This window comes from Mediterranea massiliensis (assembly GCF_900128475.1).
Lineage (GTDB): Bacteria > Bacteroidota > Bacteroidia > Bacteroidales > Bacteroidaceae > Bacteroides > Bacteroides massiliensis_E.
Genome location: NZ_LT635837.1, coordinates 121,142 through 134,875 on the forward strand (window position 1 = coordinate 121,142; position 13,734 = coordinate 134,875).

Annotated in this window: 14 protein-coding genes, 1 tRNA gene and 1 pseudogene; 12 read left to right on the forward strand and 4 right to left on the reverse strand. The window is 47.3% G+C overall.

Features of this window, described 5'->3' with window-relative positions; all coding sequences use genetic code 11:
* Positions 1 to 23: 23 nt before the first annotated feature.
* Complete coding sequence (locus tag BQ7483_RS08335) at positions 24 to 1,661, forward strand: B12-binding domain-containing radical SAM protein (protein WP_072545567.1); 1,638 nt, start codon at positions 24 to 26, stop codon at positions 1,659 to 1,661.
* Here BQ7483_RS08335 and BQ7483_RS08340 read toward each other — a convergent pair.
* Both BQ7483_RS08340 and BQ7483_RS08345 read right to left on the reverse strand, forming a co-directional pair.
* Complete coding sequence (locus tag BQ7483_RS08340) at positions 1,625 to 2,173, reverse strand: methylated-DNA--[protein]-cysteine S-methyltransferase (RefSeq protein ID WP_072545568.1); 549 nt, start codon at positions 2,171 to 2,173, stop codon at positions 1,625 to 1,627. The two genes, BQ7483_RS08335 and BQ7483_RS08340, sit on opposite strands and share 37 nt — an antisense overlap.
* 83 nt (positions 2,174 to 2,256) lie before the next feature.
* Positions 2,257 to 2,330 (reverse strand) — tRNA-Thr (locus BQ7483_RS08345).
* Between the two features lie 243 nt (positions 2,331 to 2,573).
* Here BQ7483_RS08345 and BQ7483_RS08350 point away from each other — a divergent pair.
* Genes BQ7483_RS08350 through BQ7483_RS08375 form a run of 6 tightly spaced genes read left to right on the forward strand, consistent with a single transcriptional unit; the run spans position 2,574 to position 6,970 of the window.
* Positions 2,574 to 3,137 (forward strand): DUF4199 domain-containing protein, encoded by a 564-nt coding sequence (locus BQ7483_RS08350; protein WP_072545569.1) that lies wholly within the window; start codon positions 2,574 to 2,576, stop codon positions 3,135 to 3,137.
* A 34-nt stretch (positions 3,138 to 3,171) separates the two neighbouring features.
* Positions 3,172 to 4,128 carry a glycosyltransferase family 2 protein gene (locus tag BQ7483_RS08355; protein WP_022021699.1) on the forward strand — a complete coding sequence of 319 codons (957 nt, stop codon included), beginning with the start codon at positions 3,172 to 3,174 and terminating at the stop codon, positions 4,126 to 4,128.
* A 6-nt stretch (positions 4,129 to 4,134) separates the two neighbouring features.
* Complete coding sequence (locus BQ7483_RS08360) at positions 4,135 to 4,623, forward strand: DUF6452 family protein (protein ID WP_022021698.1); 489 nt, start codon at positions 4,135 to 4,137, stop codon at positions 4,621 to 4,623.
* A complete protein-coding gene (locus BQ7483_RS08365) occupies positions 4,592 to 5,368 on the forward strand; it encodes a DUF6048 family protein (RefSeq protein ID WP_022021697.1) in 777 nt (258 codons plus the stop codon). Before BQ7483_RS08360 ends, BQ7483_RS08365 begins: the two co-directional genes overlap by 32 nt.
* Positions 5,365 to 5,952 carry a manganese efflux pump MntP gene (locus tag BQ7483_RS08370; protein ID WP_072545570.1) on the forward strand — a complete coding sequence of 196 codons (588 nt, stop codon included), beginning with the start codon at positions 5,365 to 5,367 and terminating at the stop codon, positions 5,950 to 5,952. The genes BQ7483_RS08365 and BQ7483_RS08370 overlap by 4 nt, the downstream gene beginning before the upstream one ends.
* A complete protein-coding gene (locus BQ7483_RS08375) occupies positions 5,945 to 6,970 on the forward strand; it encodes an FAD:protein FMN transferase (protein WP_072545571.1) in 1,026 nt (341 codons plus the stop codon). Before BQ7483_RS08370 ends, BQ7483_RS08375 begins: the two co-directional genes overlap by 8 nt.
* 107 nt (positions 6,971 to 7,077) lie before the next feature.
* Here BQ7483_RS08375 and BQ7483_RS08380 read toward each other — a convergent pair whose 3' ends face one another.
* Both BQ7483_RS08380 and BQ7483_RS08385 read right to left on the reverse strand, forming a co-directional pair.
* Positions 7,078 to 7,467: a hypothetical protein gene (locus tag BQ7483_RS08380; protein WP_072545572.1), complete on the reverse strand. Its 390-nt coding sequence runs from the start codon at positions 7,465 to 7,467 to the stop codon at positions 7,078 to 7,080.
* Between the two features lie 218 nt (positions 7,468 to 7,685).
* Positions 7,686 to 7,901 (reverse strand): annotated as a pseudogene (locus BQ7483_RS08385) (DMT family protein); the annotation flags it as partial.
* Between the two features lie 70 nt (positions 7,902 to 7,971).
* On the opposite strand from BQ7483_RS08385, the gene BQ7483_RS08390 reads away from it, so the two are divergent.
* The 5 genes from BQ7483_RS08390 (at position 7,972) to BQ7483_RS08420 (ending at position 13,714) form a co-directional block, all read left to right on the forward strand.
* Positions 7,972 to 9,786 carry a recombinase family protein gene (locus BQ7483_RS08390; protein ID WP_072545573.1) on the forward strand — a complete coding sequence of 605 codons (1,815 nt, stop codon included), beginning with the start codon at positions 7,972 to 7,974 and terminating at the stop codon, positions 9,784 to 9,786.
* Positions 9,787 to 9,834: 48 nt separating this feature from the next.
* On the forward strand, positions 9,835 to 10,689 hold the full coding sequence (locus tag BQ7483_RS08395; RefSeq protein WP_139247605.1) for a hypothetical protein: 855 nt from the start codon (positions 9,835 to 9,837) through the stop codon (positions 10,687 to 10,689).
* Between the two features lie 260 nt (positions 10,690 to 10,949).
* Positions 10,950 to 11,858: a hypothetical protein gene (locus BQ7483_RS08405; RefSeq protein ID WP_072545574.1), complete on the forward strand. Its 909-nt coding sequence runs from the start codon at positions 10,950 to 10,952 to the stop codon at positions 11,856 to 11,858.
* Positions 11,859 to 12,402: 544 nt separating this feature from the next.
* Complete coding sequence (locus BQ7483_RS17895) at positions 12,403 to 12,576, forward strand: hypothetical protein (protein WP_167332510.1); 174 nt, start codon at positions 12,403 to 12,405, stop codon at positions 12,574 to 12,576.
* 322 nt (positions 12,577 to 12,898) lie between these two features.
* Positions 12,899 to 13,714 (forward strand): hypothetical protein, encoded by an 816-nt coding sequence (locus BQ7483_RS08420; protein WP_072545577.1) that lies wholly within the window; start codon positions 12,899 to 12,901, stop codon positions 13,712 to 13,714.
* Positions 13,715 to 13,734: the final 20 nt, after the last annotated feature.

Below are 13,734 nucleotides of genomic sequence, written 5' to 3' on the forward strand. Positions count from 1 at the left end.
CCCTAAAACACTGATTAAACGACATGAAGATACTTTGGATAGATCTGAACAGTTCATACGCCCACTCCTCGCTGGCTCTGCCCGCCCTGCATGCCCAGGTGGCCGATGACGACCGCCTGCAATGGGAAGTGGTGTCGGCCACCATCAACGAAAACGTGGGCATGGTGGTGGATGAAATCTGCCGCCACAACCCCGACATCCTGGCCGGAACGGCCTGGCTCTTCAACCACGAAGTGCTGATGCACATCACCGCCCGCGTGAAGGCCCTGCTTCCCCAATGCTGCATCGCGTTGGGAGGTCCCGAATTCTTGGGCGACAACGAAACGTACCTGCGGAACCATCCGTTCGTGAGCTGTGTGTTCCGAGGCGAAGGCGAAGAAGTGATGCCTCAATGGCTGGCCTGCTGGGACCGGCCGGAAGCATGGGGCGACATAGCAGGCTTGTGTTACCTCGACGCCGAAGGGCGTTACCACGACCACGGTACAGCCCGCGTACTACGCTTTGCCGAGCTGGTTCCACCCGAAGAGAGCCGCTTCTTCAACTGGAGCAAGCCCTTCGTACAACTGGAGACCACACGCGGATGCTTCAACACCTGCGCCTTCTGCGTGAGCGGAGGCGAGAAGCCGGTACGCACCCTCGCCCTCGACGCCATCCGACGGAGATTGGACATCATCCGCCGGCACGGTATCCGCAACGTGCGGGTGCTGGACCGCACGTTCAACTTCAACAACCAGCGGGCTCTGGAACTGCTCGAACTGTTCCGCGAATACCATCCGTACATCCGCTTCCACCTGGAAATCCATCCGGCCCTGCTCACAGAGGAACTACGACAAGAACTGGCACGCCTACCACAAGGACTCCTGCACCTGGAAGCCGGCATCCAAAGCCTACACGAAGAGGTGCTGGAAACAAGTATGCGGAAAGGGAAACTGAGTGATGCGCTGGACGGGCTGAAGTACCTCTGCTCCCTGCCCAACATGGAGACGCACGCCGACCTCATAGCAGGGCTACCGCTCTACCACTTGGAACAGATCTTCGAAGACATACGCACGCTGGCCGGCTACAGGGCAGGCGAAATCCAACTGGAGTCGCTCAAGCTCCTGCCGGGCACCTACATGCGGCGCCATGCGGCCGAACTGGGCATCCGCTACTCCACCTACCCACCCTACGAAGTGCTGCAGACGAACGAAATATCGACCGCCGAACTACAGACGGCCCGACGCCTGTCGCGCCTGCTCGACGCCTTCTACAACACCCCCGCCTGGCAGAACGTCACGCGGCGCCTGATACTGGAGCAGGAAGGATTCCTGCACCGTTTCCTGGGCTATCTGACCGAAGCCAACCTGATAGACCAGCCGATGAGTCTGGAAAAACGAGGATTGGTATTGTATGAATACATCTGCCGACACGCCCCCGAATATGCCACGGACATGAGCATTGCCTGGATAGAAGCCGGCATGTCGCTGAAGAAGCAACCGGCCGAAAGGGTACGCACCAAGCGGCAGACGCCGCCCGAGGCCTGGCAGGTGATTCGGGGTACCTACCACGAGAAACTACGCCTGTGTTTTCTTCCCACGGAAGAAGACGGCAGGCATGGCTATTGGTTCGGATTCGAGTCGGAGATTCAGAAAGCGGCCCCCGTGTTCAAGGCACGTACCTGAGGGACGTGGGCAGCCTCCAGGTCGAGCAGAAAGCGTTTGGCTTCGAGTCCTCCCGCATAGCCTGTGAGGCGTCCGCCGTGGCCCACGACCCGATGACAGGGAATGAAAAGGGAGAGTGCATTCTGCCCGTTGGCCGCAGCCACGGCACGCACGGCGCGAGGCATGCCCATCCGCTCCGCCTGAGCGGCGTAGGTACAGATTTCACCATAGGGAATCGTCAGAAGCTCTCTCCATACCGCCAGCTGGAAGTCTGTACCAACTGGCAGCAACGGTACATCGAACTCCTGTCTGCAGCCCGCAAAGTATTCGTCAAGCTGGCGGGCAGCCATAGCAAGGACCTCGTCCGTCCCCGGCCGATATTCCGCCTGAAGCAGGCGGGCCACACGTTCCTCCACCCTTGCCCGGCAACGGCTCTCCAGCCAATCGCACAGGCAAAGTCTGCCTTCCAGGGCACCCAGAAGCAGGACACCGCAGGGGGACACGTATTGCTGAACAGTTATCAAATTCTTCATCGGCAACTGGAAAATAACTTTTCCCCAACTGGGGAAAAACAAGAAAAGGATGCATCCCACACAAGATACATCCTTTCTTCTTGAGCCTCTTGTCGGATTCGAACCAACGACCCCGAGATTACAAATCACGTGCTCTGGCCAACTGAGCTAAAGAGGCGGGTGGGTAAGCTTACTATATCGCGCCGCTACAACCAACTACCTTTGCTGCGATCAAGCCCTGGAGGATTCGAAGGGAGCTGGCCGTATAGGACTTACCCGTTTTTGCGGTTGCAAAGGTAGGCATTTTTTCCATACCTGCAATACTTTCACGAAACTTTTTCAATCTACCCCCCAACTTTAACGGAGATACAACGGGTTACATACAATATTATTGTTACCTTTGCGCCATATTGGAACAACAATGGGAGAAAAAAGATATAACATGCAACAATACGCGATGATATTCGGCACGTATATGGGTGTCTTCTGGATACTGAAGTTCACGCTGGTGCCGCTGGGGATGACCTCCCCCTTCCTGCTCCTGCTATTCATCTGCCTCACCCTGTGTGTCCCCTTCATGGGATACTATTACACCAAAATCTATCGGGACAAGGTGTGCGGAGGCACCATCGGCTTTCTGCATGCCTGGGTGTTCGACATCTTCATGTATGTATGCGCGGCCCTGCTCACAGCGGTGGCCCACTACGTCTACTTCCGCTTCATCGACCAGGGATTCATGCTTGACACCCTCCGCCAGATGCTGGACACACTGACGGCGGAAAACATGCCGGGCATGGAGGAATACATCAAGCAGATGAAAGCCAACATCGACACGATGGGCACACTGACCCCGACGGACATCACCCTGAGCATGGTGAGCAGCAACATCTATTACTGCGCCCTGCTGAGCATCCCCACCGCCTTGATTGCCATGCGGAAAAAGAAGAAATCCGACTTCGGCACGGGCAACAACAACCCTGAATAAACGAAAAACGAACATATTAACCGAGATTTGAGAAATGGACATTTCAGTAGTCATACCTTTATATAATGAGGAAGAGTCGCTGCCCGAACTCTTCAGCTGGATAGAGCGTGTCATGGAGGCCAACGGCTTCTCCCATGAAGTTATCTTCGTCAACGACGGAAGTACAGACCGCTCGTGGCAGGTCATCGAGGAGCTGAAGCAGCAACACCCCGACGTGGTGAAGGGCATCAAGTTCCGCCGCAACTACGGCAAGTCGCCCGCCTTGTATTGCGGCTTCCAGAAAGCTGAAGGCGACGTGGTGATCACCATGGACGCCGACCTGCAGGACAGCCCCGACGAGATACCCGAACTGTACCGCATGATTACGGTCGAGGGTTACGACCTCGTGTCGGGCTGGAAGAAGAAACGCTACGACCCCCTGTCGAAGACCCTCCCCACGAAACTCTTCAACGCCACGGCACGACGCGTGTCGGGCATCAAGAACCTGCACGACTTCAACTGCGGCCTCAAGGCCTACCGCCGCGACGTGGTGAAGAACATCGAAGTCTATGGAGAGATGCACCGCTACATCCCCTACCTGGCCAAGAACGCGGGCTTCAAGAAAATCGGCGAAAAGGTGGTACACCACCAGGCGCGCAAGTTCGGCAAGACCAAGTTCGGCGGGCTGAACCGTTTCTTCAACGGCTATCTGGACCTGATATCCCTGTGGTTCCTCTCCACCTTCGGCATCAAGCCCATGCACTTCTTCGGCTTTCTGGGGTCGCTGATGTTCATCTTCGGCTTCATCGCCGTCATCATCGTGGGAATCAGCAAGCTGTACTACATGTACAACGGCATGCCCTACCGGCTGGTGACCGAGTCGCCTTACTTCTACCTGTCGTTGACGGCCATGATTATCGGTACGCAGCTCTTCGTGGCAGGCTTCCTGGGCGAACTGATCTCGCGCAACGCACCCGAACGCAACAAGTATCAAATCGAGAAAACCATCTGACCTGATATGAGAAAACTATTCCACCTGACCCTGACGGCTGCCCTGCTCTACGCCCTGACCTGCTTTCTGAACGCCTGTTCGGAAGAGGCCGACTGCTCGATGACGAACAACCGCGGCATGATTGTGTGCAACCTCTACCACATCGACCCGTCTACAAACGTGGTGCAGAACGACACGCTCGACTCGCTCACCGTGACGGCTGCAGGTACCGACTCGGTCATCATCAACCGCATGGGTGAAGTGAAGAACTTCTCCCTGCCCCTGCGCTATACGGAGGACTCCACGCAATTCGTCTTCCACTATACCGGCCACATGACCGACACCGTCATCGTGCGCCACACGAACAAGCCCTATTTTGTGTCCATGGATTGCGGCTACCAGATGCAACAAAGCATCTTGAGCGTACGCTACACCCGCCGCAACCTCGACTCCATCCATATCGAAAACCCTGAAGCAAGCATCAATGGTACGGAAAATCTCAAGTTATACTATTAGCCTGCTCCTGTGCCTGCTCATCGCCCTGCCAGTGCACGCCCAGACGGCCAACCCGAACGACAAGCGCCCCGTGGCCCACAAGCAGGAGAAGAAGAAGGAGGACATCCCCTTCTATCCGCTCTTCAACGGCATCGACGTGGGCATCGACCTGTGGGGCCCCGGCGCCTACCTCCTGGGAAGCGACAACCTGAGCCTGGAAGTGTCTGCCAGCGCCAACCTGAAGAACCGCTACTTCCCCACCCTGGAGCTGGGTTACGGACGGGCGGACAAAGGAAGCGAAGACGGCATCCACTACCGTACGGGGGCGCCCTACCTGCGCATCGGCATGGACTATAACACCTTCTACAAGAAGAAGTTCCTGCACAAGCTGCTGGTGGGCCTGCGCTATGGAGTGAGCAGCTTCCAGTATGACGTGGAGAATCTCGACGTGCCCGACGCCGTCTGGGGAGAGAGTGTAGGAAACCCCAACCTGGAGGACGGTATCTGGGGAGGTAGCCTGCCCTACAAGCACAAGGGCATGAAGGCCACCATGCACTGGGTGGAGGCCAACGTGGGCATCCGTGCCCAGGTGTGGCGCGACCTCTACATGGGCTGGTCCCTGCGCTACAAGATACGCCTCTCGGCCAAGACGGGTGAGTATGGCGACCCCGACTACGTGCCCGGCTTCGGCACCTACGGCTCGAGCACTGTGGGCGTGTTCTACACCATTACGTATACATTACCTTTCTTTAACGACAAAAAATGACTAAGATTGAAATCTGGCTTCTGGCCGTGGGACTTGCCATGGACTGCTTCGCCATCTCCATCGCAAGCGGCATCCTGCTGAAGCGCACCCTCTGGCGCCCCATGCTGACGATGGCCTTCTTCTTCGGACTGTTCCAGGCGCTGATGCCTCTCATAGGATGGGCCTGCGCAAGCACATTCAGCCACCTCATCGAGGACGTGGACCACTGGATAGCCTTCGGCATCCTGGCCTTTCTGGGCGGGCGCATGGTGCGCGAATCGTTCAAGGAAGAAGAGTGCCGCCACGACTTCGACCCCACCCGCCTGCGGGTCATCCTCATGCTGGCCGTGGCCACAAGCATCGACGCCCTGGCCGTGGGCGTTTCGTTCGCCTTCCTGGGCATGAAGAGCGTGTCGGCCATCCTGCCCTCCGTGGGCATCATCGGCTTCGTGTCGTTCGCCCTGTCGCTGGCGGGACTCCTGTTCGGCATCCGCTTCGGGTGCGGCATCGCCCGACGCCTGAAGGCTGAGCTTTGGGGCGGCATCATCCTCATCCTCATCGGCCTGAAGATACTCATCGAACATTTGATACAACATTATGGATAAGAAGAAGACAACAAGAAATTTCCTCTGGGTGGCCCTGCTCGTGCTGGGCACCATCTGGATACTGGCACGCCACAACCAGGCGGCCCCCTACCAGAAAGACAACGGCCTGATATTCGGCACCATCTACAACATCACCTACCAGCATCCCTCCAACCTGAAGGAAGATATCGAGGCCGAGCTGCATCGCTTCGACGGCTCCCTGTCGCCCTTCAACGACACGGCCGTCATCACCCGCATCAATCGGGGTGAGGACATCGCGGCCGACACCCTGTTCTGCAACGTCTTCCGCCGGAGCATGGAGATTTCACGCGAGACGGAAGGCGCGTTCGACATCACTGTCGCCCCGCTGGTCAATGCCTGGGGCTTCGGCTTCAAGCAGGGTGAATTTCCCGACTCGGCCACGGTGGACAGCCTGCGCCAGCTGGTGGGCTATCAGAAAGTGGAACTTACGGCCGACAGACACGTGCGCAAGGCAGACCCGCGCATGCTGCTCTCGTGCAGTGCCGTGGCCAAGGGGTATGCGGTGGACGTCATTGCCCAGCTGCTCCGCCGGCGGGGTGTGAAGAACTTCATGGTGGACATCGGCGGCGAAGTGGTGGTAAGCGGACAGAACCCGCAGGAGGCCTTGTGGCGCATCGGCATCAACAAGCCTGTGGACGACTCGCTCTCGCAGAACCAGGATTTGCAGACCGTATTGACACTGACGGATGTGGGTATCGCCACCTCGGGCAACTACCGCAACTACTACTACCACGAAGGCAAGAAGTACGCCCACACCATCGACCCGCACACAGGCTATCCGGCTCTGCACAACCTGCTCTCGGCCACGGTCATCGCCCGCGACTGCATGAGTGCCGACGCCTATGCCACCGCCTTCATGGTGATGGGGCTGGAAAAGGCCAGAGACTTCGTGGAGGCACGCCCCGACCTGGACGCCTACTTCATCTACACCGACTCCACAGGCCGCTACCAGACGTACATGACACGGGGCATGGAGCGGTATGTAACGAAGAAATAGGTACCTTCCCCCCTTCACATAAAAAGAAGAGCGATGCTTTTTGTCCGACAGAACTTTGAATGGTCGAACAGAAACCATCGCTCTTTTTTGAGACAGACTCTCTGTGATTATTCCCCGTAAGTGTAGGTCTTGATAATCGTTCCTTCCGAAGGTTCTGAGGAAGAAACTATCTTACGTATGCTCATGGTACCCTCTACCTGTGGATACTTACTCTGGTGGCTCTGAAAGATCTTGTCACAGGCTGCTATCACTTCCTCATCCTTATTAGTCGTGCAATAGTCGCCACCCATCACTTGTTTAAGGGCTGTATCGTAGTCGTCAATCACTGCCATTACAATCTCAAGACCACCGTCACCCATGACACCGATGACAGGATCAGAGGTATACATTATCAGTTGCATCTCGTTCTTTTCTTCTGAACAAGAGGCCAAACCAACGGCCATCACAACCACACACATCAGTGCGGCCATACCTCCCCAAATGCTTTTTGTCTTCATACGTCTCATTGTTTATATTGGTTAGTAGTTTTAGTATTGCAAAGATAAGGAAAGGTGAGTGCAGAAACAAACGAAAAACAAAGTTTTTCAGTTTGACTATGCCGAGCCGCGTCCTATCTTATCAAAAGATAGCGAAAGGTGAGTGCAGAAACAAATGAATAGAAGAATTTTCTATCTGATCGTGCCAAACCATGTATATAGAGCCCTTCCTTTCAGCGTCACTTGTAGAACACGAAGTACACGGCCAGCACCAGGCAGACGAAGGCGGCAAAGTGGTTCCAGTGCAACGCCTCGCCCTTGAAGAAGACGGTGGTGAAGAGGGTGAAAATCATCAGTGTGATGACCTCCTGAATGACCTTGAGCTGCATCAGCGAGAAGGGACCTCCGTTCTCGACGAAGCCGATGCGGTTGGCGGGCACCTGGAAGGAATACTCGCTTAACTAAACAGACTTGCCCAAGTGAAATTTTATACCTATATTTGCTTCATAATCAATATATTACATTATGACAAAAATTATAGGATACGCACGAGTTTCTACTACAAAACAAGACTTATCTCGACAAAAGTTAAAGATTAAGGAGTTCTGTGAGAACAACAATTATGAGTTAATTGAAATTATTGAGGACTTTGGAATATCTGGTGTGGTTTCAGACAGAAGAGGTTATCTCGAATTACAAAGTAGAACCTACAAAGATGCAGACATGATAGTAATTTCTGAGTTATCACGTTTGAGCAGACAAGAAGATGTAACAGAAACAGTTCACAACATTCAACAGATTATTAATAAAGGATTATCTGTAATACTCTTAGATAGTCCCAGTAAAATCTATGAAGCTAATAAACTTTTAGACATTACAGAAATACTTATCCTCACTATCAAAGCATGGGCAGCAGCACAAGAAAGATTGGATATTAAAAAGAAAAACCAAGATGGGAAGCAAGCTCTCTTCCAAGCTTATCCTTATGCAGTTGTTGACCAAAAAATACCTTATGGATATAAAGCAGTTCCTAACCCCAATGGGAAACGTCCTAAATATATTTTAGAAGAAGTACCAGAAGAAGTAGAGAATATAAAAAGACTCTTCGCTTTAGTAAACTCTGGTAAGACACTGGGAGCAGTAGCCAGATATTTCAATGAAAGGAATATTACCTTTAGAGGATATTACAGCACTGTTGCCATTTTAAGTAACTATATCCATAGTGATATTTATAGAGGAATCAGAAGAAGAACACAGAAATTAGGGAGAGAAGAACCCTACACTATCGAGGTCAGAATAAAACCTATTATCAATGAAGAGGATTTTATGAAAGCACAAGAGCTGATTAAAAACAACTATAAAAATACTCCAACTGGAAAAGTCAATCATAACCCACTAAAAGGAATCATCAAATGTAGATGTGGAAGAGCCATGACTGTAAAAGACAAAAAGCCAGCAGCAGGAATTTCAAAACTAACATATAGATGTAGCTGTGTTGATAGGAAATCTCATCCAGACTTCTGTAAATATAATATTGATGAAGTTTCCTATGACCTTACGAATGAAATATTATATAGTCTTTTCAAATCCATGCACACAGCAGAATATATCAACTTCTTTAGGAATCAAACAGACAATAGAGTTACAGAACTACAAGAAGAAATAGCAGGAATTGAGAAACGATTATCTACTCTATATCTTGATAAAGAGAACTTATCTAATGAAAGTAAAGAGAATGCCAACAAGTTCCTACTAACCACCAACCCCACCCTTTTAAACATTATCCAAGAGAAACAGAACCAGTTAGATGATAAAATAAAGTCTATAGATAAAGAAATTGTAAAATATAAAAAATCGCAGAGTAAAAAAGCAGCAGACATCGAAAGGATTAAAGATAATAATGGTAAAGAGAAGCTTCAAAACCTCAGCATCGAAGAACAAGGAGAACTATATCATAAATATTTGGAGAGAGTGAATTATATTCCTGTCACTACCATGCAGGGATATTATATTGTACAGTTCCTTAATGGAATTAAATTCTATATAGCTATTACGAAAGTCAGAAGCATTGCAATGGCTTCTCTCCTATTAGACAACTGGACGATTGATGAAAAAGGAATTATAACAGCTAACTATGATACTTTAAAGTCCAGTGATATGAAGAACTTTAGCATAGAAATGATTAGGAAAACAAAGACTATGACTTTACAAGAATATCTTAAATCAGACCTTGCAAAAGAAAGAGCCTTGCATCTTGACCTTAGTTATAGAGAAAGATATTTAAAAGAACTACATAAAGCAGGGTTGGATGGTAGGCTCAGACCATTAAAAAAGGAATAACTTCATCCTTTTTAATTATCTTTGCTTCCAAACCATATAAACAAAGATATGAGACCAATTGAAAGACTTGAAGAAACTTATTTCCCTAAAGGCATAGAGTTACTTGAATACATGGAAGAAGTAGCTGTACTTTATGTACCAGATTATGATATAGACCATGAAACAGGAGAACAATATATTTATGGTACAACCGCCTTACCCTTATTCATAAGAAGATACAATCAGAATAAACTATATGGTAACTTCACATACGAAGATTATATAGCCAATGAGGACATACAGAATACACTGAAAGGTTTAGGAGTTGATATAGATAAGTTCTGGTTTCTGCTCCTGTTCATCTTTGATTATACTTGTGGTACGTGTTTGGAGGGGATGAAAGCTACAGGAATTGGAATAGAGCAACTCACCAAATTCGCCAAAGCCATAGCAGACAACCATAAGGAGATTAACCAATTTGGAGTAAGTTTTAAGAAGCCTATCACTATCTCTGTAAAGGTGGAGGGCAAGCATCAGATAGTAATTGATAATGCCAATGCAATAGGATATTTGGCTACTACCATCATCAATAACCTAAAGGAGATAGAGGAACATCCTTGGATGCAGAGCCAACAAGTCAGCATGAACACCCATGCAGAAGAAAAGGAATCCGTTCAGATATGGCTGTTCTATAAGATGTTCAATGACTTCTTCAATTTATCCCCATACAATAAGCAGTTTAATGTCAGACAAAAGAAAGGAAGCGCCATATCACTCAGTAAGACATTGCTCATATCAAGGCTTATCTACTTCACTAAGCTATCCAAACATAGTAAATTCTCAGATGATGAAGATGTCCTAAAAGGCTACATCAAGCAATATAAAGACAAGAGAATTGATACAGTGAATAGCATATACTTCTAACAACACACTGATAACCAAATAATTCCTACTCCGTACTATTAAGAGAGTACATAAAAGTAGGACTTTTTTTCTCTCTTTTAATCCTGCCATTATATACCATCTTTGCACCGTCAAAACGATAGCGGACGAGCTACCAATTTAGAGGGGAAGTAAAACCACTCATTAATTTCTCTCTTTTAATCAGCCCAGAAGCCAGTAGCTTTGCAATATCAAAATTAACAAAAGCTGGAGCGCACCAGTCTAAAAACTGCAAAGAAGATATGATGACTATTTATTTTTATGGCAGTAATCGTGAAATCGTAGCAGAGAATGTAAAGAAGTGCTATTCAATGATTGAGAAATATGGCTTTAATGCTGCAATGGGTAAGATTAAGTTAGTTGACAGCGAGGATTTAACAGGAGAGAAATTATTAAAGGTTTCCATTGTTCCCAAGTCCAATGCCAAACCTCTTTCAATAGACAACTGGATGCTGAATACAGAAGAGGTTACAGATGCCACTGAAAGAGCAGCAGCTAAAGCTCCAGTGGATGGACAACACAGGATGATAGCCATGTTCATACTGGAAGTGGAAGGCTATATTGATTTTAATGAAGAAGAAATGACTGAAACCATTAAGAAACCAGAGAATATGAGTTTGGCATTATTTACAGCCTCTATCAATAACGGCAGACCTTGGAATTACAAAGACTTTAGCAAATCAAAGTTCCAAACAGGAGACGAGAGAATTGATTATATTGAAGCACAAATTCAAGAAACAGGATTGAAGTCTGACGTAATCTATAGCTTTTATACATTAGGGCAACCAGAGGTTAAAGCTAATGTCGCCAAAGACCTTAAATTGGGCATAAACAGACTACCCAAATCTTTAAAGTTAAATGCAACAACCCAAGAGTTAGGCGATAAAGTTCTAAAGGCTTTTAAAAGCAGTAAAATCTCTGAATCCACATACGATAATGGAAGATTAGCAAAAGGATTTAAGCTGTTCTACAATGAATACAAACCAGAGATTAGCCAACTCCAGCAGTTAATCGCCATGATTAGCAAAGATGTGTGGTTTGGTAGTCAGAAGCCAGACGGTAGTGCAGAAGCCAAACAATATTACAAGAATTTTGAAAAATGGTTCCAATATATGAATGAGAGTAACAACAAGTCTGTAGAAACTGCATAACCAACTAACAATAAAGCCCATGTGACAGGTGGGCTTAATTCCTAACCAACTAAATAATAAAACAATGAACCCATATATCATACAATCCAGTTTATATTTAAGCACTATCTACGAAGCAATAATAGCTAAGCAAGAAATACTAAGAGTTAAAATGCAGCAATATAATGATGTTAAGCTCTACCTGTTCAGTTTCATTCTCCCAGAATACAGCTCTAATGAATATATTAAGAATAGTCTCAAACTTTATAATGAAAATGAACTGTTCCCCATTATTATAACTTCCATTACATATAAGGAAGTTAATAATCCAAGAATAGCTTTCAAGAATGAGAATGGAATTATACACTTAGTCCTATGTTTTGAACATAACAAGGAGGATTGACAAGGAGCAGGGAAATGTGAGAGGTTTCCCTGCCTACTTAATACTTCTGAATTGTGGTCTTATCATTAGTTCCCCACTTGTGGAATTACTACTTTTACAGTAGCACAGACAGATAATCCCACCACACAGATTGACGGACTACAAACTATTCAGAATATCAAAATGGAAGAATTTACCTATGAGCAGATAAGAGCTAAGGCTCTTAAACAGGGAATAAAAGATAATAAGGTTCATATTGGATTATGGGCTAATTTTAATAACTATCTAAAGACAAGGAGAAAGAAGAATGGAAAGGTTACTACCTATTATATCTCATTGCAGAAATTGGCTTACTGACAAGATAAAAATTGAAGTAGAGAGATTCATATTGTTAAATCTTTGGGGTGTGCTTATTCACTTTTTACTGCGTGTCTAAACACCCCCTCTCTACACTCCTACGCTACATTCCAATAAGACCCATGCAATGTCCTTACGGACACCGCAAAGGTAATCTGTAAGCTGGGAGTAACTAAAATCAATGATATGTGGATTTATAACAATCATTTCTATAACAAGCTGAGCGAACTTAGGAAATCCAACAGATTAAGTTCCTCTAAAATGAGATTCTTACTAAAGACCAACCAAATCATTTTAATTAAACATATTGAGCGATTGCCTTATGAGTTACGAGAAACTACCATTCAAGGAATATACAGTAATGAGCAATAATCTGATTCAGAAATTGGGTTGTGCTGATGTTTACAGGACATACGTGTTACTATTGATAGCAAACAAATATACACTGACCACTGACACTACAATAGACGAACTTGCATCATTCGTTGGTGATAAACCTGCCAACTATAATGGTGGTAAGAGTTCCAAATCATTCAATGACAAGTTAAGAGCCACAGGGGAAGTTGCCATACAGAATAAGGATAGTGGCAGGAATGACAGGACTTGGACTGATTATATATTCTCTCCTGTCAGTTTTGGACATTACAGAAGAATTGACAGGGAGTTCTACGATTCATATAACAATACTTTGGATTTAAAACTCAGAGGATTCATCCTTAAACTGTTCAGTGCAGCAGAGCCACACAGCCATACTATTACCTTATCTGTTAGAAAACTGAAAGAGCTAATCCACATGGGGCATGGTACTATCTCCAACTATATAGAGCAACTAAGGGATATGGACTTATTGGACGAAATTGGAGATTCAATCATATTAAAGGCTAAAGGTCTTATTATAGACTTACCCAAAGATAAATATGTGGAGGAAGTGAAAACCGACCTTGAACACATGATAGCATTTAACGAGAGCAGAGGGAACCCCATTTCAAGAGAATGCATGATTTACAAGAAATACAAGGAGAATAATTTTGAGGGAGTTAAGGATATGCACGCTCTTATGAAATCATTGTCAAGTGGGCTGGTAGGCAGAAAGCAGGAGGTAAAAGACAAAGAAGAACTGCCAGACCTATTCTTATGAATCAGTCTAAGCAACCATTA

Coding starts and splice junctions, on each gene's coding strand:
- BQ7483_RS17895 (WP_167332510.1), top strand. CDS start 12,403: ATGGAAGAATTTACCTATGAGCAGATAAGAGCTAAGGCTCTTAAACAG.
- BQ7483_RS08360 (WP_022021698.1), top strand. CDS start 4,135: ATGAGAAAACTATTCCACCTGACCCTGACGGCTGCCCTGCTCTACGCC.
- BQ7483_RS08340 (WP_072545568.1), bottom strand. CDS start 2,173: ATGAAGAATTTGATAACTGTTCAGCAATACGTGTCCCCCTGCGGTGTC.
- BQ7483_RS08365 (WP_022021697.1), top strand. CDS start 4,592: ATGGTACGGAAAATCTCAAGTTATACTATTAGCCTGCTCCTGTGCCTG.
- BQ7483_RS08420 (WP_072545577.1), top strand. CDS start 12,899: ATGAGTTACGAGAAACTACCATTCAAGGAATATACAGTAATGAGCAAT.
- BQ7483_RS08395 (WP_139247605.1), top strand. CDS start 9,835: ATGAGACCAATTGAAAGACTTGAAGAAACTTATTTCCCTAAAGGCATA.
- BQ7483_RS08350 (WP_072545569.1), top strand. CDS start 2,574: ATGGGAGAAAAAAGATATAACATGCAACAATACGCGATGATATTCGGC.
- BQ7483_RS08375 (WP_072545571.1), top strand. CDS start 5,945: ATGGATAAGAAGAAGACAACAAGAAATTTCCTCTGGGTGGCCCTGCTC.
- BQ7483_RS08380 (WP_072545572.1), bottom strand. CDS start 7,467: ATGAAGACAAAAAGCATTTGGGGAGGTATGGCCGCACTGATGTGTGTG.
- BQ7483_RS08370 (WP_072545570.1), top strand. CDS start 5,365: ATGACTAAGATTGAAATCTGGCTTCTGGCCGTGGGACTTGCCATGGAC.
- BQ7483_RS08405 (WP_072545574.1), top strand. CDS start 10,950: ATGATGACTATTTATTTTTATGGCAGTAATCGTGAAATCGTAGCAGAG.
- BQ7483_RS08390 (WP_072545573.1), top strand. CDS start 7,972: ATGACAAAAATTATAGGATACGCACGAGTTTCTACTACAAAACAAGAC.
- BQ7483_RS08335 (WP_072545567.1), top strand. CDS start 24: ATGAAGATACTTTGGATAGATCTGAACAGTTCATACGCCCACTCCTCG.
- BQ7483_RS08355 (WP_022021699.1), top strand. CDS start 3,172: ATGGACATTTCAGTAGTCATACCTTTATATAATGAGGAAGAGTCGCTG.